24 protein-coding genes are annotated in these 26,153 nt (G+C 48.2%); 13 read left to right on the plus strand and 11 right to left on the minus strand.

Annotated features, from left to right (window positions below):
* Positions 1–280: 280 nt before the first annotated feature.
* The 3 genes from DVO77_RS05475 to DVO77_RS05485 all read left to right on the plus strand — a co-directional run bounded on the left by DVO77_RS05475 (position 281) and on the right by DVO77_RS05485 (position 3,859).
* Entirely contained in the window at positions 281–2,194 is a 1,914-nt protein-coding gene (locus DVO77_RS05475; protein ID WP_110457244.1) for a peptidase U32 family protein, read from the plus strand.
* Positions 2,195–2,235: 41 nt separating this feature from the next.
* The gene (locus DVO77_RS05480; protein ID WP_110457245.1) at positions 2,236–2,610 is read left to right on the plus strand and encodes a PH domain-containing protein; all 375 of its coding nucleotides are present in this window, start codon (positions 2,236–2,238) and stop codon (positions 2,608–2,610) included.
* A 268-nt stretch (positions 2,611–2,878) separates the two neighbouring features.
* A complete protein-coding gene (locus DVO77_RS05485; protein ID WP_162924151.1) occupies positions 2,879–3,859 on the plus strand; it encodes a catalase family peroxidase in 981 nt (326 codons plus the stop codon).
* A gap of 190 nt (positions 3,860–4,049) precedes the next feature.
* Here DVO77_RS05485 and rpiA read toward each other — a convergent pair whose 3' ends face one another.
* Positions 4,050–4,712 carry a ribose-5-phosphate isomerase RpiA gene (rpiA, locus tag DVO77_RS05490; protein WP_110457247.1) on the minus strand — a complete coding sequence of 221 codons (663 nt, stop codon included), beginning with the start codon at positions 4,710–4,712 and terminating at the stop codon, positions 4,050–4,052.
* A 247-nt stretch (positions 4,713–4,959) separates the two neighbouring features.
* On the opposite strand from rpiA, the gene DVO77_RS05495 reads away from it, so the two are divergent.
* Complete coding sequence (locus DVO77_RS05495) at positions 4,960–5,880, plus strand: DUF808 domain-containing protein (RefSeq protein ID WP_119977629.1); 921 nt, start codon at positions 4,960–4,962, stop codon at positions 5,878–5,880.
* A 100-nt stretch (positions 5,881–5,980) separates the two neighbouring features.
* Here the strand turns inward: DVO77_RS05495 and DVO77_RS05500 are convergent, their stop codons facing one another.
* Positions 5,981–6,874, minus strand: a complete 894-nt coding sequence (locus DVO77_RS05500; RefSeq protein WP_119977630.1) for a LysR substrate-binding domain-containing protein — start codon at positions 6,872–6,874, stop codon at positions 5,981–5,983.
* 108 nt (positions 6,875–6,982) lie between these two features.
* On the opposite strand from DVO77_RS05500, the gene DVO77_RS05505 reads away from it, so the two are divergent.
* Both DVO77_RS05505 and DVO77_RS05510 read left to right on the plus strand, forming a co-directional pair.
* A complete protein-coding gene (locus DVO77_RS05505; RefSeq protein WP_119977631.1) occupies positions 6,983–7,423 on the plus strand; it encodes a CidA/LrgA family protein in 441 nt (146 codons plus the stop codon).
* Position 7,424: 1 nt separating this feature from the next.
* Positions 7,425–8,126, plus strand: coding sequence for an LrgB family protein (locus DVO77_RS05510; protein ID WP_110457251.1), 702 nt, complete (start codon positions 7,425–7,427; stop codon positions 8,124–8,126).
* 4 nt (positions 8,127–8,130) lie between these two features.
* On the opposite strand, the gene DVO77_RS05515 is transcribed toward DVO77_RS05510, so the two are convergent.
* A complete protein-coding gene (locus DVO77_RS05515; RefSeq protein WP_110457252.1) occupies positions 8,131–8,550 on the minus strand; it encodes a CBS domain-containing protein in 420 nt (139 codons plus the stop codon).
* A 346-nt stretch (positions 8,551–8,896) separates the two neighbouring features.
* On the opposite strand from DVO77_RS05515, the gene DVO77_RS05520 reads away from it, so the two are divergent.
* Together DVO77_RS05520 and DVO77_RS05525 are read left to right on the plus strand one after the other, a co-directional pair.
* Entirely contained in the window at positions 8,897–10,669 is a 1,773-nt protein-coding gene (locus tag DVO77_RS05520; RefSeq protein ID WP_119977632.1) for an alkaline phosphatase D family protein, read from the plus strand.
* 266 nt (positions 10,670–10,935) lie between these two features.
* Entirely contained in the window at positions 10,936–11,496 is a 561-nt protein-coding gene (locus DVO77_RS05525) for a phosphoribosyltransferase (protein WP_119977633.1), read from the plus strand.
* Between the two features lie 176 nt (positions 11,497–11,672).
* Here DVO77_RS05525 and pepN read toward each other — a convergent pair whose 3' ends face one another.
* The 5 genes from pepN to DVO77_RS05550 form a co-directional block, all read right to left on the minus strand.
* Positions 11,673–14,333, minus strand: a complete 2,661-nt coding sequence (pepN, locus tag DVO77_RS05530; protein ID WP_119977634.1) for an aminopeptidase N — start codon at positions 14,331–14,333, stop codon at positions 11,673–11,675.
* Positions 14,334–14,434: 101 nt separating this feature from the next.
* Positions 14,435–15,028 carry a penicillin-binding protein activator LpoB gene (gene lpoB / locus DVO77_RS05535; protein WP_119977742.1) on the minus strand — a complete coding sequence of 198 codons (594 nt, stop codon included), beginning with the start codon at positions 15,026–15,028 and terminating at the stop codon, positions 14,435–14,437.
* A 25-nt stretch (positions 15,029–15,053) separates the two neighbouring features.
* On the minus strand, positions 15,054–16,421 hold the full coding sequence (locus DVO77_RS05540; protein WP_119977635.1) for a COG3014 family protein: 1,368 nt from the start codon (positions 16,419–16,421) through the stop codon (positions 15,054–15,056).
* Positions 16,422–16,544: 123 nt separating this feature from the next.
* Positions 16,545–16,757, minus strand: coding sequence for a SlyX family protein (locus tag DVO77_RS05545; RefSeq protein ID WP_110457257.1), 213 nt, complete (start codon positions 16,755–16,757; stop codon positions 16,545–16,547).
* 9 nt (positions 16,758–16,766) lie between these two features.
* Positions 16,767–17,723, minus strand: a complete 957-nt coding sequence (locus DVO77_RS05550; protein ID WP_110457258.1) for a WD40 repeat domain-containing protein — start codon at positions 17,721–17,723, stop codon at positions 16,767–16,769.
* A 212-nt stretch (positions 17,724–17,935) separates the two neighbouring features.
* Here DVO77_RS05550 and fkpA point away from each other — a divergent pair, with 212 nt between their 5' ends.
* Both fkpA and DVO77_RS05560 read left to right on the plus strand, forming a co-directional pair.
* The gene (fkpA, locus tag DVO77_RS05555) at positions 17,936–18,694 is read left to right on the plus strand and encodes an FKBP-type peptidyl-prolyl cis-trans isomerase (protein ID WP_110457259.1); all 759 of its coding nucleotides are present in this window, start codon (positions 17,936–17,938) and stop codon (positions 18,692–18,694) included.
* A gap of 220 nt (positions 18,695–18,914) precedes the next feature.
* On the plus strand, positions 18,915–19,289 hold the full coding sequence (locus tag DVO77_RS05560) for a YacL family protein (protein WP_110457260.1): 375 nt from the start codon (positions 18,915–18,917) through the stop codon (positions 19,287–19,289).
* A 147-nt stretch (positions 19,290–19,436) separates the two neighbouring features.
* On the opposite strand, the gene DVO77_RS05565 is transcribed toward DVO77_RS05560, so the two are convergent.
* Positions 19,437–20,066, minus strand: a complete 630-nt coding sequence (locus tag DVO77_RS05565) for a response regulator (protein ID WP_110457261.1) — start codon at positions 20,064–20,066, stop codon at positions 19,437–19,439.
* 41 nt (positions 20,067–20,107) lie between these two features.
* Positions 20,108–21,808, minus strand: a complete 1,701-nt coding sequence (gene narQ, locus DVO77_RS05570; protein WP_119977636.1) for a nitrate/nitrite two-component system sensor histidine kinase NarQ — start codon at positions 21,806–21,808, stop codon at positions 20,108–20,110.
* A 245-nt stretch (positions 21,809–22,053) separates the two neighbouring features.
* Between narQ and nrfA the strand changes: the two genes are divergently transcribed.
* A complete protein-coding gene (gene nrfA, locus DVO77_RS05575; RefSeq protein WP_119977637.1) occupies positions 22,054–23,454 on the plus strand; it encodes an ammonia-forming nitrite reductase cytochrome c552 subunit in 1,401 nt (466 codons plus the stop codon).
* A gap of 154 nt (positions 23,455–23,608) precedes the next feature.
* Here the strand turns inward: nrfA and DVO77_RS05580 are convergent, their stop codons facing one another.
* A complete protein-coding gene (locus DVO77_RS05580) occupies positions 23,609–24,151 on the minus strand; it encodes a hydrolase (RefSeq protein WP_110457264.1) in 543 nt (180 codons plus the stop codon).
* A gap of 251 nt (positions 24,152–24,402) precedes the next feature.
* Here DVO77_RS05580 and DVO77_RS05585 point away from each other — a divergent pair, with 251 nt between their 5' ends.
* Both DVO77_RS05585 and DVO77_RS05590 read left to right on the plus strand, forming a co-directional pair.
* A complete protein-coding gene (locus DVO77_RS05585) occupies positions 24,403–24,741 on the plus strand; it encodes a P-II family nitrogen regulator (RefSeq protein WP_110457265.1) in 339 nt (112 codons plus the stop codon).
* Positions 24,742–24,753: 12 nt separating this feature from the next.
* Complete coding sequence (locus DVO77_RS05590; RefSeq protein WP_110457266.1) at positions 24,754–26,004, plus strand: ammonium transporter; 1,251 nt, start codon at positions 24,754–24,756, stop codon at positions 26,002–26,004.
* The last annotated feature ends 149 nt before the right edge of the window (positions 26,005–26,153 follow it).

Consider the following 26,153-nt stretch of genomic DNA (forward strand, 5'->3'; position numbering starts at 1 on the left):
CCTTGGTCTACTGCCTGCGCACCTTTTTTATTGGCCATCAGCGTTTTATTGCCCATCAGTGGTTAAGGCTGACGGTCGCAAGGCCTCTCACATTGAAGCCCTTTTTCCTTTGACAGATAAGCTCTAACGGCTTGCTACTAGGGTACTGGGCATCTGCGGCTTGAGTGAACCGTGCAAAAAACGCCTAAAATCGACTACGCTTGACCGTGCTATGTTAGCCGTGTCTGTTATAATCGCGGCCTAATTTTTATGAAGCAGCGACCTGATTGAGTAACGCCCCATGGATAAGCCTGAGATTTTTACCCCCGATAGCCCGTCACCAGCCCCTGTTGTGACCCGCTCAAACCGCCTAGAGCTATTGGCTCCCGCTAAAAATGCTGATTTTGGTATTGAAGCTATTCGTCATGGTGCCGATGCGGTGTATATCGGTGGTCCAGCCTTTGGGGCGCGTGCAACTGCGGGTAATAGCGTCGAAGATATTGCCCGTTTATGTCAGTTTGCTCACCAATACCATGCGCAGGTGTTTGTCGCCATCAATACCATCTTGATGGATGATGAGCTAAAAGCGGCCGAAAAGTTGATATGGCAGGTGTATGAAGCCGGCGCCGATGCGCTTATCGTGCAAGATATGGGCATATTGCAGCTCGACATTCCGCCTATCGCCCTGCATGCCAGCACGCAAATGGATAACCGTAACCCAGAGAAAGTGGCGTTTCTCGAACAGGTAGGATTTTCGCAGGTGGTGTTAGCGCGAGAACTTGGATTAAGCCAAATTCGCCAGGTGGCCGCCAATACCAATATGCAGCTGGAATTTTTTATTCACGGCGCCTTATGCGTGGCCTATAGCGGCCTGTGTAATTTAAGTCATGCCTTTAGTAATCGCAGCGCTAACCGAGGCGAATGTTCTCAGATGTGTCGTTTGCCTGGCGATCTAAAGACCCGTCAAGGTGAGGTGCTGGCACAAAATGAACACCTATTGTCTTTAAAAGATAATAATCAAACCGATAATTTAGAAGCGCTTATCGATGCCGGTATTCGCTCATTTAAAATCGAAGGGCGCTTAAAAGACTTAAGTTACGTTAAAAACGTTACCGCTCATTATCGCCAAGAACTCGATAAAATTATCGCGCGTCGCCCCGAGTTTGCTGCCTCAAGCCATGGCCGCTGTGAACATAGCTTTACCCCTAATACCGAAAAAACCTTTAACCGCGGCAGAACCGACTACTTTGTTAATGACCGCAGCCAAGGGGTGAGTGATTTCCGTTCGCCCAAATATATTGGTGAAGAGGTCGGTAGTGTGGTGGCACTGGGTAAAGACTATATCCAAGTGCGCTCGACCCATGGGTTTAATAATGGCGACGGTCTGTGTTATTTCCCGCCCAATTATGAAAAAGCCAAACAGTCAGACGATAAACTACAAGGGCTGCGAGTCAATCGCGCCGACGGCGATAAACTGTATGTGATTGCCGTACCGGGCGACCTTAAAGTGGGCGCAACCTTATATCGAAACCACGATCAGGCGTTCGAAACGCTGCTGGCTAAAGAGTCGTCTAAGCGCATTATTAACGTCGATATGATGTTAGCCGACACCCATGATGGCATAGCTTTAACCATGACGGATCAATATGGCATCAGCGCCAGTGTGGCATTGCCTATGGAGAAGACGCCGGCTAGCGATCCCGACAAGGCCCTGCAAAATGTGCGTAAACAGCTATCAAAACTCGGCAGCACCGACTTTAATGCACGTCAAATCACTATCGACACCGCCAGCCCTTGGTTTATGCCAGCCTCGGTATTAAATGGCCTGCGCCGTGACACGGTTGCCGCCCTTGAGCAGGCTCGTATCGACAGTTATCAGCGTCCTAAAGCGTGGAAATATAATCAAGATGCAGTTTACCCTGTAAAGCACTTGAGCTTTATGGGCAATGTGGCTAATGAGCAAGCCAAGGCGTTTTATACCCGTCACGGGGTGATTGAGATTGAAGATACCTACGAGAAAAATGGCATCAGTGATGATGCGCCCTTGATGGTGACTAAACACTGCTTACGCTTTAACTTTAACCTTTGCCCCAAAGAGGTGCCAGGCATTAAGGCCGACCCTATGATTTTGGAGATCGGCAAGGATGTGCTAAAACTGGTATTTGACTGCCCTAAATGTGAAATGATGGTGGTCGGTGCCAATCGGCAAGTATAGGCGTTTCTCAGCGCCACATTCACTGACTTAAGGAAAAGATCATGGGACTGTTAGATGCGCTAATGGGCAATGCTTCAGAGGTTGATTTACAGGAGTTGGCGGCCGATCTAGGCCCCATTATGGGCGACAATGAGCAGTTGGCTTTGGCCTATCGCGTGATGCGCGATATGTTTGTATTTACCAATAAGCGCCTCATTTTGATTGATAAGCAAGGGGTAACAGGGAAAAAGGTCAGTTATCACTCTGTGCCTTATAAGGCCATAACTCACTTTCAAGTGGAAACTGCCGGAACCTTTGATATGGATGCCGAATTGAAGCTGTGGATCTCTGGACAAAAAGATCCACTGGTCAAAGAGCTCAAAAAAGGCACCGATGTGGTTGGGATCCAAAAAACCATAGCGAACTTTTCGCTCTAGTGTGGCCGGGTGCCTCAAGTGAGTACACTCCTCTAAAACGCCTAAGGCATCGATATGCCTTAGGCGTTTTTTTTATTTTCTGTGGCATGACGCGGCAGCGATTATCATTTTTAGCTTCAAGCTCAACAAGGGCAGGCTTAATGCAAAGCTATGCTGACTAGTCGCTGGTAATTAAACTCACTCATTTAACCTCAGTTGAAATAAAAGGTGATCAAGCGCGGTCTTACTGTCCATCGTATTTAATTGATAACGTTTAGCGGAGTTAATCGTGAATTTTAAAGCACTATCACTATCAGCATGTTTAGTGTCAACCATGGCTGCAAGCGGCGTGGCTCACGCAGAAGCCACAGGCGTAGATTTTATTAATGTATTTGAAAAGCTTGCGGGTAAACAACCGGGTGTGCGTAAAGGGCATGCCAAAGGGGTGTGCGCCGTGGGTGAGTTCACCCCAACCGATGCGGGTGGTCGCTATTCTAGTAGTGCCCTATTTAATGGTGAAAAATCCACGGCTAACATTCGTTTTTCAATGGCGGGTGGCAACCCTGCGGCCAATGAAACCGAGCGAAGCCCTCGTGGAGTGGGAGTTAAGTTCACCATGGCCGATGGTAGCGTGCACTACATTGCAGGCTTAACCACGCCAGTCTTTCCGGGTAAGTCACCCGAAGTCTTTTTAGGGTTACTTGAAACCTTAGTGCCTGACGAACAAGGTAAAGTGGATTTTAGTCAGGTGGCACAATACCGTCAGGAGCACCCAAGCACCTTACCGCAGTTTAATTGGCTGCAAGCCAATAATCCGCCAAGTTCATATGCATCGGTTAATTATCACGGTATTCATGCCTTCTATTTTGTCGATGACCAAGGTAAGAAAACCAAGTTTAAATGGCGTTTAGTCCCGACCGAAGGGCAGAAACTGTTAACTAAAGCGCAGATGAAGCAGTTGCCAGACACCTTTTTAGCCGACAAATTGAAAGAGGAGCTAAGCCAAGGTCCGGCCCATTTTGAGCTGCAAGCGGTTATCGGTCAGGCCGATGATGTCACCAATAATCCATCACAAGCGTGGCCAGAAGATCGTGAAGTGATCACCTTGGGCACATTGAGTATTACCAGCAGCGGCGATAACAGCTGCGATTTGATTAACTTCGATCCTAATGCGTTGGCTCAAGGGGTTGAATCTAGTGATGACCGTATTTTACGTTTACGTTCAACTGCTTACGCTATTTCTTTTGGTAAGAGATTAAGTGGCCAATAAGCCTGTTTAATGACCAGTATTAGGTGCGCTAGCTAACGCAAAACCGCCTTTTAGTACAAGCTTGTCATACTAAAAAGCCACGCCATGGAGATGGGGTGGCTTTTTAATGGTTACTTTTTAATGGTTAATCATCAATATACCGCTGGGTTATTGCATGTGAACGGTATACAGCAGACTACCACTCAAATGGTTAGTCTTGCTCGATGGTGTTGACACCCTCAGGTGTACCGACCAATAGCACATCTGCGCCGCGCAGAGCGAATAAGCCGTTAGTGACCACACCGACTATCTGGTTAATCTTCTCCTCTAGCTCTTTGGGGTTAACGATCTTCATGTTGTAAACATCTAAGATCACATTACCGTTGTCGGTTACCACACCTTCGCGATAAACAGGATCGCCACCGAGCTTAACTAATTCACGTGCCACATAAGAGCGCGCCATAGGGATCACTTCCACAGGCAGTGGGAACTCACCCAATACATCCACCTGCTTAGTGTTGTCGACGATACAGACAAACTTTTTGGCCACTGCCGCGACAATCTTCTCACGAGTTAGCGCCGCACCACCGCCTTTAATCATATCCATATGACCATTGATTTCGTCAGCGCCGTCCACATATACAGCTACCTCATTGACCGAATTAAGGTCGTATACAGGAATGCCCAAGGCTTTCATTTTTTCAGTCGAGGCTTCAGAGCTCGACACTGCGCCTTCGATATCGGCCTTGATGGTGGCTAAGGCATCAATAAAATGGTTGACGGTTGAGCCTGTACCGACGCCGACTATGGTGTCTTTCTCAACGTATTGTAGGGCTGCCCAACCAGCTGCCTTTTTCATTTCATCTTGAGTCATAAGGAGTTCCTGTAAAAATAAACGAATCTTCTGTCGTTATTATACTCATAGTTGCTGTTAGGGGTATGTGAAATGCTTCTGTTTGTTTAACTTACTTAGCCGAGAATGTGGCAATAGCACATTATTCTATTTTTCTGCTGGTAACTGACTTATCTGCGGCGTAATTTAACAGGTATCTATGTTGTATGGCCGAATGAATCGGTTTTGCTAAAGGATATCGCTGGATATTTTAATTAAAGGAGACTCTATGGCAGGCGCAAGTTTGTTAACTTTGCTCGATGATATTACCACCATTTTAGATGACGTCGCAGCGATGAGTAAGATGGCTGCACGTAAAACTGCAGGAGTATTGGGCGATGATTTAGCGCTTAATGCGCAGCAGGTGTCTGGCATTAACGCTGATCGTGAGCTGCCAGTGGTCTGGGCTGTGGCTAAAGGTTCATTGCGTAATAAAGCGATTCTCGTGCCGGCGGCCTTGTTGATCAGTGCCTTTATTCCTTGGGCGGTGACCCCACTACTGATGTTTGGTGGTCTGTTTCTCTGTTATGAAGGATTTGAGAAGCTCTATCATAGCGCGACTCACTCCCATGAGCCGAGCAGTGAGCCTCACGCAGATATCGCATCGCTCGATCTGCAAGCCTATGAAAAACAGAAAATCAACGGCGCGATTCGTACCGACTTTGTGCTATCGGCGGAGATCATTGCCATCACGTTAGGTGTCGTGGCTCACACCAGCTTTATGACGCAGGTGGTGACTTTAACTGTTATTGCTGTGTTGATGACCATTGGGGTTTATGGCTTAGTCGCGGGAATTGTGAAACTTGACGATGCTGGCCTTTACTTAAGCCAGCGTCAGGGCGAAAGTATGCAGACCCGTTTAGGACGACGCTTTGGCCACAGTTTAGTTAATGCAGCGCCTTATCTGATGCGCGGCTTAACCGTGGTTGGTACCATTGCGATGTTTATGGTGGGGGGCGGTATTTTAACCCACGGTATTCATAGCCTGAGTGAACTGTTTAACCAGTGGGCAGCTGTGGTGGAGCAGTGGGCGATGCTCGGGCCGGTATTGAGCTTTATCACCCCTAGTGTGCTTAATGCGCTGTTTGGTGTGCTTGCCGGTGCCATTGCCGTCTTGCTTATGGCTGGGATCAGTAAACTGCGCTCGTAACTTTGGGTTCGTCGCCATAGGTTCGTCGCTATGGGGTCGTAACTCCACGCTCTTAACTACGCTAGGTTTATCAACGCCGCCAATAGGGCGGCGTTTTGTTTTATGGTTGGAGCTGTAGATGCTCATTCACCAGATCTATCATGGCACTGGCTGCAAATGACAGTGGCTTCTCTTTCTCCCAAAATAGGCTCATGCGCCACTTAAGCTGGGTCTGTGTCAGAGCTCGGCTGACAACGCCTTCGAGCTGATAACGCTCGGCGATAAACTTGGGCAGCAACATGATGCCAATTCCTGCTGCCACTAAGGCAATGCCAAATTCAGGCTGATTAACATGGGTGGGGTTATCCAGTGTCACCCCTGCATCATTGCAGGCGCTAATGACCATTTCATGTAAAGAAAATTCAGGTTCAAACAGAATTTGCGGGCAGTGCTGTAGCGCGCTCATCGGGATGTCTGTGTTGGCCGCTAGCGGATGTTGGCTGGGTAACACCACCACCATGGGCTCAGTATGAATGGCGATGGCGTCAAGGTCTTGATTGAGTTCAATAATACCTGTGGCGAGCTCAATCTCGCCTTGTTGCAGCGCTAAGCTCTGCTCTACGCCGCCGCGCACCAATAGTTGGGTCTTTATGTGTGGATAGCGTTGGCGATATTTGGCGATGATGGGGGCAAATAGTTCGGCGCTGCCCAGCGGTGCGAGCCCCAGTTTTAACTCGCCCTGATTGAGGCCTTTGAGTGCATCGAGTTCGTCAAATAGTGCCTGCTTGGTATCAAGGAGTTGTTGTGCATAGCGGTAAACTAATTGGCCATGGATCGTAAGGGTGATGGCTGTGCCGCGTTTGCCACGCATCAGTAGCGGCAATTGCAACTCGGTTTCTAATTGATTTATCGATTTAGATAGCGCCGGTTGGCTGATATGGATTTTAGAGGCCGCGCGATTAAACCCACCACAATTAACGATTTCGACAAAGTAATGCAGAGCCTTGAGATCCATTTATGAATAGCTTTTAGTTATGCAATTTATAAATAATATTCATTTTTTCTATTAATGATGCAAGCGTAAAATAATCCTATTCATCTTATTTCCGTTTAAGTTTCTGCTATGAGTGACTCTTTTTTATCGCTAAAACGTCTATTGCAGACGCTATTGCAAGTTGGCTTACTCTGTTTGCTCGCCTTATCGGCGCAATGGTTAGTGAATATCTTGTCGCTGCCTATCCCTAGCAGTGTTGTGGGCCTGTTGGGCTTGTTTGGTTTACTGGCACTTAATTGGTTACCCGAACGTTTTGTGGCCGTTGGTGCAACTTGGCTGTTAGGGGAGCTCTTGTTGTTTTTTATTCCGCCTGTGGTGGCTTCACTGCATTATGCGCCCTTGTTTGAGCAATATGGCGTCAGCTTGCTACTGACCTTAGTGTTAGGCAGCATTTGTGTATTGTTGATCACAGGAGTGGTGATTGACTGCGTGTTTCGATTTGAGCACCGTCGCAATCGCCGTAAGAGTGAATTGGCCGCGACGACGCAATCAACAAGAGTAGGCCATTAATATGCAAGCGTTTATCGCGTCTCAAAGTTTAGCCATTGTCTGCTTAGTGGTAACCCTGTTGTGTTATTTTGTCAGTAAACGTTTATATCGTGCTTATGGTTATTGGTGGTTGTCACCGATGATTTTGACGCCTGTGTGTCTGTTGACTTTTGTGGGGCTGTTGGCTATCCCGCTGCCCACTTACTTTGTTTACAGCCATTATTTAAGTGCGTTGTTGGCACCTGCCACCATTGCTTTTGCATTGCCAATCTATCGAGAGCGCCATCTGATCGCCCGTTACCCATTAACCCTGAGTTTAGGGGTTATCACAGGCTTGCTCGTGGGGTTATTCTCTTCGTGGTTGTTGGTTAAATTGATCTACCTGCCGCCAGAGTTGTCGCACAGTATATTGGTGCGCTCAGTTTCAACGCCATTTGCCATAGAAGCAACGACGGTATTTGGTGGCGAGCCCGACTTGACTGCCATGTTAGTCTTGCTCACTGGCGTCTTAGGTATGTTGTTGTGTGGGCCTGTATTTACCTTAGCCAAAATTAGCAGCCCACTGGCTAAAGGGGCTGCATTAGGGGCGTCTGCTCATGGCGTGGGGGCGGCCAAGGCGGCAGAGTTTGGCGCTGAGGAGGGCGTTGTAGCAAGTCTCACCATGATCTTTACTGGCATCACTATGGTCGTTGTTGCGCCCCTATTTGCCTATCTTTTGTTATGAGCCCTTAGGCTTTTAACAGTGTGGCACACAGTTTCACAAAGTCCGATGAGGTGATGATCCCTTCAATCTTGTTATTGTCGTTTACAACGGGTAAACACCCCAATTTGTTATCAATAAAATAGTCGACCACCACGGCTAACGGCTCATCGACGCTAAGTTGTTGAAATTGCTTTTCCATAATGTCTGCCACTAAGGTTTTACGCTCTTTGCGATCGAGCGCATCGGGGCCATAAGCGGTAAGCATGTGGATCACGGTGGAGATCATCTTCTTATGAGTCAATATTCCCACGAGACGCCCGTCATGCTCACTGATGACAGGCAAGTGGCGAACCCCACGACTCTGCATCAATAGGTGGGCATCTTTGGCGGTTGCCTGATCGCTAATACAGACGAGGTTGGTGCTCATAATATCGCTAACGTGCATTGTTGATTCCTTCAACTGACAGTGAGTATGTCGATGATAATAGCAGCAATGTTGACTGCGTTAAATATCTGTTTATTAGTTACAATTTTATGTTTGATTCTTAACTACACGCAGGCGCACTGCCACCTTAAAATTAGGTTTAGGTGAATTAATCGGCAGTTAGCTTAACCTGTAATAATGTTGCAATATCGTTGCACAATACTTATTGTCATTAGACCTCTTACCAGGCGCCGAGCATCACTTAAGGTGATTGCTTTGCCATGCTTAAGCTGTACTCCTATGACGTGAAGTGTGTTTCGCCAGGATAATAGGCATCAATATAAGAATAACCATGAAAGGGATAACAATGAAAATACACTATTCACGCAGGGACTTTTTAGCCATGTCGGCTAAAGGAGTGGGCGCCGCGGTCATCTCCTATGGCTTAATGGGCTGCTCAAGCAGTGACGATGATGAGCAAGCTAACGCTGCCCGTGGGGAGTTTCTCAATGGGGTTGCCAGTGGCGATCCCACTCACGAGGCGGTGATCTTGTGGACCCGAGTCACGCCCGAGGTTGAGGGGGAGCTCAATGTCAGTTGGGAAATCGCGACCGATGAAGCCTTTAGCAATATTATTGGCAATGGCGAAACCACCACATCTGCCGCGCGCGATTATACGGTGAAAGTCGATGCCATCGGGCTGATGTCGGGCACAGCGTATTATTACCGCTTTAAATGCGGCGAGGGTTATTCCGAGGTCGCGATGACTAAGACCTTACCCGAGGGCGCAGTGGAGCAAGTTAAATTAGCGGTAATGTCGTGTGCTAACTTTCCTGCAGGCTATTTTAATGTGTATCAGTTGGCCAGTGAGATGGCTGGGCTCGATGCGGTGATCCATCTAGGCGATTATATTTATGAATATGGCCGAGGGGGCTATGCCAGTGAACATGCCGCCGAGCTTGGCCGGGAAGTGTTACCCGCAGGTGAGCTGTTAACCCTTAGTGATTACCGCACGCGCTATGCTCAGTACCACAGTGATGCCGCATTAAATGCCCTACATGCCAAAGTCCCTTTTATTACTGTGTGGGACGACCATGAAGTGGCCAACGATAGTTGGGCTGATGGCGCAGAAAACCACAATGCAGATGAAGGGGATTTTACAGCGCGCAAAACTGCTGCGCTGCAAGCCTATTTTGAGTGGCTGCCTATTCGTCCATGGTCTGAGGGCAATCATCAAGAGATCTATCGCTCATTTAGCTTTGGCGACTTGGTCGATTTACATATGCTCGATACCCGCCAATTAGCGCGTGATAAGCAGCTCGATTATGCTGACTATATCGATGATGCCAGCAATACTATCGACAGCGCGCGCTTTATGGCCGATGTCACCAGTGATACCCGCACTATGTTGGGGGCTGAGCAGTTGCAGTGGTTGCAAGCATCGTTGCTTAATGGCACAGGTAAGTGGCAGGTACTGGGCCAGCAAGTGCTGATGGGCAGTATGTTGTTGCCAGCGGCTATCGCCACCCAAAAATTGTCTGTGTACCAATACGCCGAGTTGGGGGCCTTAGCGCAACTAGCTGCGCGGGCCCAGGCAGGCGATCCGACCTTAACGGCGCAAGAGTACAGCTATTTGATCGCTAACCAGTATAAGTTAACCCCCGAAGTGATGGCCTTGCTGCAACTGCCTGCCATTCCTTATAACTTAGATGCCTGGGATGGCTATGCCTATGAGCGAGAAGTGATTTTAGCCACAGCTAAGGCCAAAGGTGCTAACTTGGTGGTGATAGCCGGTGACACCCATAATGCCTGGGCAAACGAGCTAACCGACAGCCATGGCGACAACGTAGGTGTTGAGTTTGCCACCAGTTCAGTTTCCTCTCCAGGGTTGGAGTACTATTTAGGCATTGAAGCCGATCAGCAAAGTGTTACCGAAGCGGGCATTGTTGATCTGGTCGAGGGGCTGAAATACACCAACCTGCGCGATCGTGGTTTTATGGTACTTAGCTTCGATCACAATCAGGTTAAAAGTGACTGGCATTATGTCGATACCCTAATGTCGCCAGACTTTAGCGAGGCCAGCGATAAACAGGCGAGCGCCGTTACTCTGGCGGGTGAGGTGAAAATCACGCTGGGGTAAGTCCTTATGTTTATAAATTCACTTTATGCTACTTAGTGGCTTTACTGTTTATAAAAGTGAACCTGTCCTGCAGTTTTAGTTATTTAGTCCTGCAGGGGCAGGTTTTTTAGTATAAAATCCAGCCCCAAAATCCCGTAGCCACTTTTTAATCGTTTTGAGTTTCAATCCGATATTCTTGTGCTACGTTGAATTTGGGCAAAGGCTAATCTTTTTAGATTAGCCTTTGCCCAATCGAATACTCAATATAACAAGATGGGGACGGTCAGATGTCAGAGAAACGCTTTATTACTGCACAGGAGTTGCTTGAAGATTCCTTTCGTTTAGCAGCACAAGTTTTTGACAGTGGTTTCAGACCACAATTTATTGTCGGGATCTGGCGTGGTGGTGCTCCAATAGGGATTGCGGTACAGGAGTATTTTGATTTTAAAAAGGTCGACACCGATCATATTGCCGTTCGTACTTCCTCTTACTATGGCATTAATCAGCAGAGCAAAAAGATTAAAGTACATGGTTTGCATTACATTGTTGAAAATGCCAATGCCGATGGGGGGTTATTGATTGTCGATGATGTATTCGATTCTGGCCGCAGCATCCATGCGCTTAAAACCAAGCTTCAAGAGCTGATGCGCCTTAATATACCAACCGATGTACGTATCGCTTGTCCTTATTACAAACCTAAGAACACCGCGGTTGAGCTAAAGCCGGATTACTTTATCCATGAGTCTGATGATTGGTTGGTGTTCCCTCATGAAGTTTCTGGGTTAGCACAACAAGAGCTGCTGGAAGGCAAGAGCGATCTGAAAAACATTAAAGAGCTATTTATTTAAGCCCCTTAGGTTTATCGCATACGGTTTATCCATCGACTGTATTACATAGTGTCGGCCTAGGCCGTTACCCTATATGTTCGCTGTAGATATTGCTCGGTATTCGGTTTGCTCAAGTAGCTAATCCATGGGGTAAGCTATAAAGAAATGCCACCCTCTGGGGTGGCATTTTTTTTATGTTATTGACGCAAAGGCTGCTGGATTGTGATGCAGGCTTGTTCAGCTTCGATAGCCTGCTTCACGCCGCGCAGAGTGACCGGGCTCAAGTCAGGCTCGCTATTAAGCAAGCGCGATAAGCGCGCCACGCTAGCGTAAGAGCACTCTTGCGGCAGTAAATACTGGTTGTAGGCCTGCATAAAGCGGGCGCTATTACGTTTATCTAACTGTGCAAGCTCATTTAAGCGTTGCTCGGCGGTTGCTTGGCTAAGCGCTTTTTGCTCGCTAGGATAAAGGTGCGGCATGATACGCAGCAGTTTGGCCAACATCTGGCTATCGGCATCGGCGTTATGCCGCTGTATACGTTCAAACCATTGGCGTTTTTGCGCCGCAATGGGCTGGGCGACTTCGGCGCTCAGGGCCAGCATTTGCGCTTGCGGCGAAGAGTCGCGCAGCTTCTCTTGCTGTAATAGTCGTTGGGCGCCTATGGCATCGTAACGATTAAGGTGGATCACCATGGCCCAGCGCAGGGTTGGCGTCAGCTCAACGCCAGTGAGCCACTCGGTGCCGTTAAGCAGCGCGCTCAGATGCTGCTTAGCCTGATGGCTGAGTGCAAAATCAATATAGGCCTCAAGCCACAAGTGTTGGATCTCTGGCATAGCTTGACGGCTCATGGTCAGGCGCAGGCTCATCTGCTCTAATGCTCTCATCGCCCGCTGGCTGTAATGTTGCCGATTGGGACTCATCTGCTCAAGCAATGCCTTGGCTTGCCTCAACTGACTTAACAGAGGTTGTAATACCTGAGGGTCATCTTCTTGTGGCGCGTTGATAAATACACTGCCAAGAAACCTGTCGAGAGTGAGCTCGCCCCGAGTGACACTGTGCCACAGGGTTTGCCACAGCATGATGCGCAACTTGGGCTCGTCAACTTTACTCAGATGCAATAGCGCCGTCGTTAAGGATTCTGGATCAAGTTGTACCTGCACATACCCCCAATCTTGGTAGTTGGGAAACACTAAATCGGGACAGCGCACCCCTTGCAGCCGCTTAATCTCAGTGTCGCTACCACTGTAGGTCGTTGCCACGACCAAATTGCGATGCAATGTGTCACGGCCCAAGGTAAACAGCCCCAGTTTAACCTTTTGTTGCCGTAAGGTGGGATATTGCTCGCTGGCACTCTGATGTAGATTAAAGTGGCTGATGCGGCCGTTGCTGCACTGGAACTGCGCCTCGATACGGTTAACTCCAGCCTGGTAGAGCCACTGCTGGGCCCATGTTGCTAACGGGCGTTTGGCCGCTAAGCTTAGGCTCGCGATAAAATCGTCAAGGTTGGCATTGCCAAAGCGGTGCTGCTCAAGGTAGTACTGCAGGCCTTGGTTGAAAGCGGTATCGCCCACCAAGTAATTGAGTTGAGTTAACAGGGCGACCCCTTTGCTGAGCATGGCTTGATTGACGCCCGGCTCAACCTGCGCGCTATTCATCACAGCCTGTTCTGGTGGGGTTAGACTGTGCTTGTCATCGAGTTGGTAAACATTGTGTATGTCTTGATACCAGGCGGGGGTGGAAGGGTCTGCAATCATCGCCTTGTTGGCCAGTAAAATACCTAGGCTCTGGCTGAGCCAAAAGCTGTCCCACCAGTTTAAGGTCACTAAATTACCGAACCATTGCTGGGCTAAGGTGTGTAAGTTGAGTGACAAGGAAGGCGTCGCATCAATAGCGGTTTCAGCAAAGGTGGCGTTGGCGGCATTGGCCATCGTCTGTGTCGGCAGGTGTGGCACTAGAATTTGGTTGTAATGATTAAAAGGATAGTCGACACCGAGTTGTTGACGGTAGAAAGTGAGTCCTTGATGGGTTTGCGCCAGCCAAGTGTCGGTGTCTATCTGGTGGGCAATCGATTGCCGCGCCAGCAATCGCAGCGTCAGCGATGCTTCATCCGATTGCCATTGATGATATGGGCCTGCGATAAGCGAAAATGTATGCGGACTCAGCGGGGGGCTCGGTGCAAAGAACCATTGGCTAAGGTTTGTGCCGTGGCGTTGTTCTCGCTCAGCGGCCGCGCTGAACACTCGCCAGTCGCTGGGAGCGGTGACCGAGAGTTGAAACACCGCTTTTAAGTTGGGTTGATCGAACACCGGCATCATGCGCTGGGCGCTGGCGGGCAGCAGGTGGCTATAGAGGTAACGGCGACCGTCAACGGCATCGATAGCTTGGATCAATCCCTGATCGCCTATGCTGTATGGGTGGCTATAACTGAGACTGACTTGATTACTACCACGATTAAGCAGCGAGGGGGAAAGGCGCAGGTGCTGACCATCGTAATTGGGATAGAGGCGCTGGCCATTAATCGTTAGCTGGTGCAGCCGTGCCTGATGTAAATCCAATAATAAGGGTGCGTCGTTGTCATTTAAGCTAAAGCTGATGGTCGCCTCACCACTAAAGTACTGATTATCGCTGAGATCTAGCGCCAATTGATAGTGAATATCACTGATGCGATTGGCACGCGAGCGTGCCTGCTCAGCGCTGATGGTGGCGTTATCTTGTGCTTGGTGAGCAGGCTGAGTCGTGGGTGTACTTTGGCATGCGCTGAGCAATAGCACCGCGGCGGCCATGATACACAGGCTCAGGCCTGAGTGTCGCTGTTTAGCCGGCAGGCGCTGTTTCAACGCGAGAATGTGTTGAGCCATGGAGTTGTCATTAATCAATCTGGGCTGATGTGATCGGAAGGCGATGTATCACCTGTCATAAAAAAACCAGCACGTTGCTGGTTTTTTTTGGCAGGCAAAGATCACAAACCGAGGAACGACTTAGAACGTGTCTTACGGATCTCTTTTTCATCAGACCATTCAATGAGGCCCGTCTCGAGATCCATCAAACGCATGGTCATCTTGTAGTACACATCTGTGGTGCTACCGTCTTGTTTGACTATGCTCGACAAGTTGCCATACAGCATAAACTGCGCGCCGATTTGGCGGCCAAAATTAATGGCAGTTGAAGGGTCAACCATGCCAGAGTTATTTTGGTAATCCAGTTGCTTACGAACACTGTCTACCTTAGTCATGTCGATAAAGCGGAACTTACCTGAGCGCAGTAACTTGTTGCTGATCGAATCGGTAACTGATTCGGTATCAATATGCTCAGAGGTTTTATTTTTGATCTTGTCGACAAAAATAATGGGACGGTCGTTGGCTGTCATTGCCACGACGGGTGGGAAAGTCAACATGCTGTCGACCATTTTGGCGGTGATCGCTTGCAGATCGGTGGAACCGAAGTTTTCATTTACGGTTTCTACTTCAGTGGCATCACCGTATTGAACCCGTGATTGACAGCCCGCTAGGCCGATGGCCACAGCAATGATAAAAATGAGCTTGAATTTTTTCATAAACATACCGATTCCTGTAATGAGGTTAAATGATTATTGAATAAAAGCGGGTGTAATTACCAGTATCAATTATCCAAATTAATGTTGTTCTACCACTTTGTACGTCTATCGTCTGCGCCTGACCTTGGTCGAGTTGGATAGCATAGCGGCCAGCATCCACATAATCGCGGGCGATTTGGGCTTGCTTTGGCAGGGTTAGCCAGCTGCGTCGGTCGGGTTGTTCGGTGACGACATTAAAAATTTGTATGGCAAGCGCCGCCGCATCGAATTGATTGTTAGCCTTTTTTGAGTCGCTTCGCACCCGTCTTGCCATTTCTGATTTAGCGTAAATGCGAGCCGCTTGGCGAAACAGTGCGGCGGGCAACGCCTCTTTTAATGCTGTGATGGCTAAGGCGTCGATGTTGGCGAGTGGCGCGGCGGTTAAGCGGCGCCCAAGGCCATTAATCTGTGCAGGCCGTACAGGAGAGCGGTCGGGGTAATAGGTGGCTAATGATGCCGTTTGCCAATTGCCATGGATAGAAAAAGGCACGGTAAAGCTTTGCTTTTCTGGGACAAAGTCGCGCTCGACTAATAACACCACTTGTCCTTGCCCTGCGCTGGCGGGGTTAGCATCGCCCCAGCGGCGAACAAAATCATCCGCTTGCGGCATTGACAGTTGCTTGGCTAATCGGACTAAATCTTGTTGCAGATAAGGGTTGTTTGGGGTGATTTGCGCCGCTTTGCGATAATCGATAAAGGCATCGTTAGCCTCGCCAAATAACTCATACAGTAACCCTGTGGTGTAATAACTGTAGGCGTTTAAAAACGAGCTGGTGGTGCTGCCCGCAGCTTGTCCCAGTTTGTTGATCTCGGCATCTATGGTGCCGTTGGCCATCGACTGCACCCCTTGCATCGACTTTTGATAACGGGCTTGTTCTGAACTTTGCAGTTGATTACTGCGCCGAACTTCCACTAAGGCGGCTTCGCTGTCACCACTGAACAGGTAGTTCAGGGCTTGGTACTGATGCAGCATGATGCGCTCAAACCCAGGCCCACGGTAAGGGATCACATTGTCGTTAATCAACAGGCTAGAGGCTTTGGCGCCGGTATCCGAGATGCTGAGGGTAGCTTGTTCATCAAAGGCTTGATAAGCGTCAATTGCCTTATCGTAATAGCCTTTACTGGTGCTGAAGTCGCCACCTATTTGCGCTACTCTGCCAGCTTCTTGGGCGTATAACAATTTATCGGCGCCGTTTATTTTATCATCCAGCTGGTGGTAGATAGGGCTGGTGGTGGGGCGATTTAATGCTGCTTTTATCGGGGCGATTTGCGACGGGTAGCTAATGAGTACGCTGTTAAAGGCACAACCCGATACACTGAGACTGACGAGCATAATCATAACGAGTCGTTTCATCAGGTTATTACCTTAAGATGATGAATATACTGAGTTAACTTCATGTCAGTCTCGCTCCCATGCGCTAGAGTCTATCGCGATAACTTACCAGAGTGGCGGGGCATCGCCACTCAGATGATCGATTTAGTAGTGCGGTGGCGGCGTTTCATCCGCGGGATTAGCCATATTACTTGGCTCAGATTGTTGCACCTTGTCGACCAGTATACGCAGTTTTTCCTGCTGTTCATCGACAATGGCATTAAGCTTAATGACCTGTTGATCCAGTGCTTCGATAGTACTCTCTTGAAACGCAAGTTTCATTTCAAGTTCTTCAATTCGTTGTTCTAGTGGCACCAATAATTTCCTCTATAAGGGGGGCATAGGCCAAGTTTCCAGTAGACCATTGCTACTAATGCTACTGACCTGTTGATGGTTATCTTCAGCTACTGAGTATACAACGGCTCCTTTGATTTGGGCATGCTCTGTGCGACTGACTCGCCAATTAACCAGCATTTTTCCATCTAAAACTCGCCAGACACTCACTTCTCTAGCCGGAGTACCCGTTAGTAACTTGCTGTTGTCGCGAGTAAAGCGTGCACTGGAAAAATTATGAGTGCGCCGATGAATATTGAGCTGGCTGTGTTGGCTGCCATCTTGGGTGTTCCAAATGATGGCTTGATTGGTGCTGTCGGAGGCAAAAGCCAGCTCACCTTGCTGACTCAAGCTGACGTTAATCACGCGACTGGGCAGCGACCAAGTATGGATGGGTTGGCCTGTTGTCGCATGCCAGAGGATCACTTGGTTATCATTGGCTCCCGAGAGGGCAAGTTCTCCATTGCGTGAGATGGCCACGCTGTTGACCTTTTCACTATGACCTAGAAATTTGATTAATCGATTTTGGCTGGGCGCCAAGGACATCACGCTACCATCGGTGAGGCCGATTAACAGGGCGCCACTATCGGCAATCGCAACAGTTTGCCCGCTGGCTGGTAACGACCACCATCCGAGCGAGCGACCATCTTCTATGCTCCACAGCGCCACTGAGTCGCGACTCAGTGATGCGGCGTATTGCTGATTGGTAGAAATAGCGGTGTCGATGGCTTGGCTTTTTTGCTCACCGTGAAACCAGCGATATTTCTGGGTGTGCGTGGTTAAATCCCATAATTGTAAATCGCTATTGGCGGTACTGATCAACAGATAATGCGCATCGTCAGACAGGGTCGCGCTATAACTGGGTTGGCTGATGATGACGTTTGTTTCAGGCTGTGGTTGGCAGGCGGTGATAAATAATGCACAAATTAGCAGCACAGTGAAACTTTTCATGAACTTGCTCCGCAATATATTGTCTTTAGCTCAAGGCGATTACATTGACGCTAGCAGTCACTGCTAAGCCGCTTAGGGCTTACGGAACACAGTGATAGGGCTGGCTTAACATCGATAATGTAATTGGTATATGTTAATTAACTAGTATAAAGTGGTTCGTCTTAGAAGAGTAAGGTTATTGTAACCACGAGAAAATGCTGAGGAAGCTTTTAATGAAGTCGATTTACAAAATTTCACTGGTCGCGCTAGCAGTGGTTGGTTTAACAGCTTGTAACCAAGAGCAACAATCAACAACCGCCGCAGAGGTAAAATTAGAAACTACGCAGCAAAAACAAGCGTATAGTGTTGGTGCTTCTATTGGTAAATACATGTCAGGCCATATTAAAGAGCAAGAAGAGTTAGGTTTAGCTGTTGACCGTAGCCTCATCATCACAGGGTTCACGAATGGCCTAAATGATGAACTCAAGTTGACCGAAGAAGAGATGCAAACCGTATTGCAAAGCCTAGACGAAACCTTAAATGAGAAGCGTCAGGCACAGGCGACCGCCATGGCTGAAAAAGCCTTGGCTGAAAGCGCGGCATTCTTAGCAGAAAACAAGGCTAAAGAAGGCGTGACGACCACAGAGTCTGGCCTGCAATATGAAGTGTTAGTCGCAGGTAGTGGTGACATGCCAGCAGCAGAAGACACTGTCGAGGTGCACTATGTGGGCACATTGATTGACGGTACCGAATTTGACAGCTCTGTTGCTCGCGGCGAACCCGCTAAGTTCCCACTTAACCGGGTTATTCCAGGTTGGACCGAGGGTGTTCAATTAATGCCTGTTGGTGCCAAGTACAAGTTTGTTATTCCTGCTGAATTGGCTTATGGCAATCGTGACACTGGTACTATTCCAGCTAATTCAACGCTGATTTTTGAAGTTGAATTACTCTCTATCGAAAAAGCCGCAGCAGCGGCAGCCAGCGAAAAATAGTCGCTGACTCGATATAGTATTAAAGGGCGCTTAGCGCCCTTTTTTGTGGCTATAATTTGCCTTATGTAGCAATGAGCAGCATTTAGGTGAAGCTTGAAACTGGCTGAAACGTTGGTTTTGTCTACAAGCAGGGCGAACCCGACGAGATAACAGCGCATTGTGCGTAGGCTTGGGGTAGAATTTATCATTGAGAGTGGCATAACAATTTTAGGGTTTAATGATGGAATATGAATTTCGCCGCAATACATTAACGGGCACCTTAGTGGCTAATTTCACCATGGACCATGAGATCATGGGGCTGTGGTTTGTCGATGAACTGGGCGAAGATAATTTGCTGTATGAGCAAATTAAACAAGTGATTATGCAGTTGCAGCAAGGCACGCTCAGTGAAAAGCGTATCTTGGGTAAAGCGATATCAGTCGACTTAGACACCGAGCAAGTGCGGGTCTTTGCGAATGTGTTAGAGATGGAAGATGACTATGAGCTCGATGAGTCCATGTCACTTTATAATGGTGAGTCTGAGGCGTTTTGTGGTTTAGAAGATTTTGAGCAAGCCTTAGCCAACTGGCGTACCTTTATTCACGAGAGCCGCTAATCTAAGGCGGGGTCGAGTCATCCATGGCGCATCCCATGGCTATTGAAAATTTAGCCATGATTTAAGCTTAACCATGGCTACGCTCAACTAAATCATGATTGCGCGTAACTGGGGTTAAGCCTAAACAAGACTCACGTTTCATTAAGCTTAGTGGTTGAGGTAGCGCACAGCCATCTCGGTGCGTGATTTTGCATCGGCCTTACGTAGCAGGTTTTTGACATGCACTTTTACCGTGCCTTCACTGATATGCAGTTGCTCTGCGATCACCCTATTACTTTTACCTTCGGCTAGCTGCTGTAAAATCTGTAACTCTCGTGGTGTCAGGCTACTTATCCATTCTTGTTCATCTTGTTCCTCTTGGAGGAGCTGTAAATGAGCTTCTACCGAGGCAGAAAGTACTTGTTGCCCCGACATCGCTTGCTTCAGTTGCTCGAGCAGCAGATCAGGCTCGGTATCTTTTAATAGGTAGCCGTCGGCTCCAGCGCGGATCAGGCGCACTACATCTTGTTTAGCATCAGAGACTGTTAAAATCACGATGCGGCTAGTGATCTCCTCTTGACGCAAGGCATTGAGGGTATCAAGTCCTGTCATCCCTTTCATATTGAGGTCGAGCAACACGATATCTGGCTCGTTGACGGCCACTAACGCCAGTGCATCTAAACCGCTGCCGGCTTCCCCAAATAGGGTGAAATCGGCATCGGAAGCGATCAGCTGACAGATGCCTCGACGTAATAAAGGGTGATCATCGACAACTAATACGGAATAGGGCTTACCCATGGTTTTGTCTCCAGGCGTTGTGTGCCGTTATTGCAGCCAAGTTATTCTGGCTCTGTCTTAGGTGGAAATTGTAGCGTGACCGTGGTGCCACCTTGAGTGTTACCGCTGAACTCTAGCATACCCGATAATCGACTGGCGCGTTCATGCATGATCCCGATACCAAAATGTTGATCCCGCTCCGTTAATTTATCGACACCCACACCATCATCACTAATGCTTATTACCACCTTGTCGCCTTGGGTCGTGCAATCGATATGGATATGGTTCGCTTGGGCATGCTTAATGGCGTTGAGCGTGGCCTCTCGGGTGAGCTGTAATACGTGAATATGCTGATAGGCCCCCAATAACTGTGCCGGTAGCTGGTAATTAAGGCTGATTTGGGCCAGAGACTGGCAGCGTAGCTGCGCTAACATCGCCTCCATGGCGTTATATAAGTTAGGGTCATTTATGGTTAAACGGAAGGTCGACAATAACTCTCGTAGTTGCATGTAGGCAGTATTGACTCCTTCATTTATCTCACTTAATTGGCTTTCAACTTGTGGGCTACGACAGTCGGTATCGAGGCCTTTTGATAACAAATTGACCTGAATTTTTAAAAAAGTTAACAGTTGTCCGAGAGAGTCATGCAGCTCTCGGGCGATAACGGCGCGCTCTTCCATCAGGGCCAGTTGTTGGCGTTGCTTGCCAGTATTGTGAATCACAATAGATCGCGCCAGCATGATGGCAAAGTTGTCAAATAATGCGTAATTAATCTCGCTATCGCTGCGTACTTCTAAATGGCCCAATTCGTTATCGGCAAACTTAAGGGCAAAACGGGTGGTTTCTGGTGCTGCCAGTGACCAGCCGCCATCGGCTTCGATACACAGGGGCGCTTGCCCCTCTTGGGCGATTACTAAGCGCAAGTTGGTATTTGGCTCATGAGCCTTGAGCTGCTCTAAGGCTTGCTTAAGCGTGCTGATCTCCAGTGTGCCTGAGTGCAGCATAACTAGGTTGTCGTACAAGAGTTTCAACTCGTTGTTGGCACGGGTAAGCGCAAAGGTTTTTTGTTTGACCTGATTTTCGAGGTCGGCATAGAGCGAAGATAGCTCTTTGGCAGTGCTGGCCAGTGCGTTACTAAGGGCGTTTAGTTCAACATATTCACTCTGCGGCACGGCAACATTAAAGTCACCTTTAGAGATGGTGTTAGCAGACTCCATTAATTGATGCAGTGGTTTCACGACTTTACGCTGAGTAAAGCGTACTGCAAAAAATGCAATAACTAACATTAGGCTGAGGCCGATAATCTGGCTGGCAGTCAGCAGGCGTAATTTAAAGGCGGCGTGTTTTTCAGTTTCTAGCACCAGTAAATCTATGGTATCGACGAAATCGCTGAGTGCGGCGGCATATTGGCGCGAGTTTTCGGTTTCGATATAACGCTTCATCACCTGCCATTTTTGGATAACCAATTGGTATTGCTCACCTAATGCATCCGGACTTATCCAGCTGAGCGCGCGTTTTAACGCATCAGAATAAAGGGTGGCTTCAAACTCGGCAATTTTCTCATCGGCATTTTCACTACCAGAGTTGGCGTAAAACATCAGTCGATAGCTTTGCATCCGCAGTGAGCCTGAAGCGTTAATTGCCCGTGCATCACCTAGACTGTAGGCTAAATTGGCAATAGCAAAGGTTGCCAAGCCGCTGGACAGTAAAATGAAGGTTAGCATAAGCGCAAAAATGGTGGCGGTGAGACTGCCTTTTTTCATAGGGAACCGTCGCTTAAAATCGAAGAAGAGCAAGACTAATAAGGCCAGTATTATTAATGAGTCATCAGCATAAAAGTTAACATATTGGCTAAAATGTGACTTACAACACATTTACATTATGATCTAACTCAAAATTCATCTCAGTTACCCCATAAGAGGTATATTTAAAAAACAGCTTAAGGGCTAACTTTGGCCATGGAGATATTGTGGTTATTATCGATAACTATAAATAATACGGAGATGAGATGGTGAAAAATTTAACAAAAAAAACCTTTGTAGTGAGCGCGTTGGTTGCAGCAAGCTTAATGACAAGTGGCGTGATGGCTAGTGACAAAACTGAGCCACGTAATGAAGTGTATAAAGACAAATTCGCGAAGCAATATAACAGCTGGCATGAGACCGCTGAAAGCGAAGAAGTTGTCGATATGTTAGAGGAGGTACCGAGCTTAGTGGTGCTGTGGGCGGGATATGGTTTTGCCAAAGACTACAATGCGCCTCGTGGTCATATGTATGCGGTAACGGATGTACGTAATACCTTACGTACTGGTGCGCCTAAGTCTGATGAAGATGGCCCAATGCCGATGGCGTGCTGGTCATGTAAAAGTCCCGATGTGCCACGTATGATCGAAGAGCAGGGTGAAGATGGCTACTTTAAGGGCACTTGGCATAAAGGCGGTGCTGAAATCGTCAATACTATCGGTTGTTCTGATTGTCATGAAAAAGGCTCGTCTAAGTTGCGCATGTCTCGTCCGTATGCCGACCGCGCCATGAACACCCTAGGAACGCCTTTTGATAAAGCGTCGAAAAAAGATAAGCAATCTATGGTGTGTGGTCAGTGCCACGTAGAGTACTACTTCGAAAAAACAAAAGATCACAAGGGCTTTGTTAAGTTCCCTTGGGATATGGGCACTACCGTTGAGCAGATGGAAGTCTACTATGACAGCATCGAGTTTACCGATTGGACCCATGCACTCTCGAAAACACCTATGCTTAAAGCTCAGCACCCAGGTTATGAAACTTGGCAGCTTGGGGTCCACGGCAAGAACAATGTGACCTGTACCGATTGTCATATGCCTAAGGTGAAAAATGCCGAAGGCCGTAAGTTTACCGACCATAAAGTGGGTAACCCATTTGACCGCTTCGAAGAAGCCTGTGGTAGCTGTCATACTCAAAGTAAAGAGTTCATGGTTAACCTAACCGAAGAACGTAAGGTGAAAGTAAACGACCTTAAGGCGCGTGCTGAGGCACAGTTGGTTAGAGCTCACTTTGAAGCTAAAGCGGCGTGGGATGCAGGTGCTAGCGAAGCTGAAATGAAGCCTATTTTAATGGATATCCGTCATTCACAGTGGCGCTGGGATTACGCTACGGCTTCTCATGGTGTTGCGGCGCACGCAGCAGATGAAGCCTTACGCATACTCGGTACCGCGGTCGATAAAGCGGGCGACGCTCGTATTAAATTGGCGCAGTTACTCGCAGTGAAAGGGGTTAAGCAACCAATTGCGATTCCTGACGTATCGACCAAGGCTAAGGCCCAAGCAGCGCTAGGTATGGATATGAAAAAGATGAACGCCGATAAGGAAGAGTTCAAGAAAACAGTACTGCCTAAGTGGGATGCCGAAGCTAAGCAGCGTGAAGCAACGTACTAAGCAGTGATAAAGGCAAACCCGTTACGTGAGTAAATCTAGCGTGGTTGGTTAATCGTTTGTCTTGAGTGATCACACTAAAAAGCCCTGGTATCTAACCAGGGCTTTTTTTATCTTCTGCCTATCTCCCGAGATAGGTCAGCCGCTTGCTAGCAGTTTATTTAATCATCTTTAGCAGGGCCCTAAAGCGCTCGCCGCTGGCTTCGCACTGCAGTTCAAACAGTAAGGATTCACAGTTAGTCACTTTAGCACCGTACTGAGTCATCATCTGAATACCAAGCTGCTTATTTTCAGCACTGCGTGACGATACTGCATCGGCGATGACATCGACCCGATAACCATTGTCGAGTAGATCGCGACAGGTTTGGTAGACACAGATGTGCGTTTCAATGCCCGCCACGAGTACGTGTTTGCGTTTGATGGCTTCCATTGCGTGGCGAAAAGCCTCGGTATGCCAAGCACTAAAATGGGATTTGGCTATGGGTTGGTGATGCGGGGCGAGTAGGGCGTGCAATGCTGGACTCGTGGCGCCGAGTTTATCGGGTAACTGCTCTAGCCAGACAATGGGGATATCAAACAGTTCTGCCGCTTTGATCAAGGTGGTCAACTTGTGCTCTAAGGCGTCGGCTTGGTGCATCATTTGAGCAAGTTTGCCCTGCACATCGACAATCAATAACACACAATCCTGTGGTTTTAACATAGTCAGCTCCTCCCATGGTTGGCTTTCTATCATACCTAGGATAACGCCATAACCAATCGGTCATAAGTCGAATAGGCGGGCGCTTGTTTTTTGTGCATAGACAGGCTGTACGCACCAAAATGGTGCGGCAGTGGGTGGGTAAACTTGATGCCTTAAAAATAAGGTTATGATTATTAAGGTTTTACATTATTGGCCTGATGATTGAATTGTCTCTTGCAATACCACATCACAATCACGAGCCGGAGGCTGGAATGAAACTAATCAGTGCAATTATCAAACCCTTTAAATTGGATGATGTGCGAGAAGCCATTGCTGGAATGGGGATAGAGGGCATGACAGTCACCGAGGTGAAAGGTTTTGGGCGCCAAAAAGGCCATACCGAACTCTATCGTGGCGCCGAGTATCAAGTCGATTTTTTACCTAAGGTTAGACTCGATATTGCCACTAAGGCCGAAAACGTTGATCACCTGATTGAGTCTATCGTGGCGGCGGCGCGAACGGGCAAGATAGGTGACGGCAAAATTTTTGTGACAGATTTAGATCAGGTTATCCGTATTCGTACGGGCGAACTCGATAACGAAGCACTGTAAGGGGATAAGACAATGGAAGAACTAAAGGCATTAGGTACCACGGTGACCGAGTTGCGATTCGCACTAGACACATTTTACTTTTTAATTTCAGGTGCGCTGGTGATGTGGATGGCGGCGGGGTTTGCCATGCTAGAAGCGGGTTTGGTGCGCTCTAAAAACACCACTGAGATATTAACCAAAAACGTCTGTTTGTACTCCATCGCCTGCATCATGTACCTAATTGTGGGTTACAACATTATGTATGTCGATAACACCGAAGGCGGCTGGTTGCCCTCGTTAGGCGCACTGATAGGCTCACAAGCGGGCGATGCAGACCACGCCTTAGAATCGGATTTCTTTTTCCAAGTGGTGTTTGTGGCGACTGCCATGTCTATCGTCTCGGGGGCGGTCGCTGAGCGGATGAAGCTTTGGTCTTTTTTACTCTTCTCTGTGGTGATGACGGCGGTTATCTATCCCATAGAAGGTTACTGGACATGGGGCGGTGGCTTCCTGTCTGAGGCGGGTTTTGTCGACTTTGCTGGCAGCGGTATTGTACATATGGCTGGCGCGACAGCGGCTATTTCTGGGGTGTTGCTGCTCGGTGCACGTAAAGGCAAGTATGGCCCTAATGGTCAGGTAAACCCGATCCCTGGGTCTAACCTACCCATGGCAACCTTAGGTATGTTTGTGTTGTGGATGGGCTGGTTTGGTTTTAATGGCGGCTCGCAGTTATTGGTATCGGACATGGAGAACGCCTCGGCTGTGGCCAAGATTTTTGTTAACACCAACTCGGCTGCCGCGAGCGGTGCCATCGCAGCGCTCATCGTGTGTAAGATGGTGTGGGGGAAGGCGGATTTAACCATGATCCTCAATGGCGCCTTGGCTGGCCTCGTCGCCATCACTGCCGATCCGTTATCGCCTTCATTGCTATTAGCCGGTGCTATCGGTCTGTTTGCCGGTGGCATAGTGGTCTTCTCTATTGTGATGTTTGATCGCATTAAGATAGACGATCCTGTAGGCGCAATCTCGGTGCACGGTGTGGCGGGATTATTTGGTTTACTCTTGGTACCGCTATCGAATGCCGATGCGACCATAACAGGGCAGTTACTTGGGGCGGCAGTGATTTTTGCTTGGGTATTTAGTAGCTCATTTGTGGTCTGGTACGTACTCAAAGTGACTATGGGGATCCGAGTCACTGAGGAGGAAGAGTACAATGGCATGGATGCATCTGACTGTGGTATCGATGCTTATCCTGAGTTTGTCTCGCTCAAGAGTGCCAACTAAGTCTCAATCATTCAGGCGCTTAGCTAATGTTAAGCGCTGAGCGTAAGTAATCATGATGATAGCGAACGATCGTTTAAGTGATCATCATCGTTGGCGTACAAGATGATATTTGCGGGGCCATTGCAGTAGTGCAGTGGCCTCGCTTTTAT

This window comes from Shewanella algidipiscicola (assembly GCF_003605125.1).
Classification (GTDB): Bacteria; Pseudomonadota; Gammaproteobacteria; order Enterobacterales; family Shewanellaceae; genus Shewanella; species Shewanella algidipiscicola.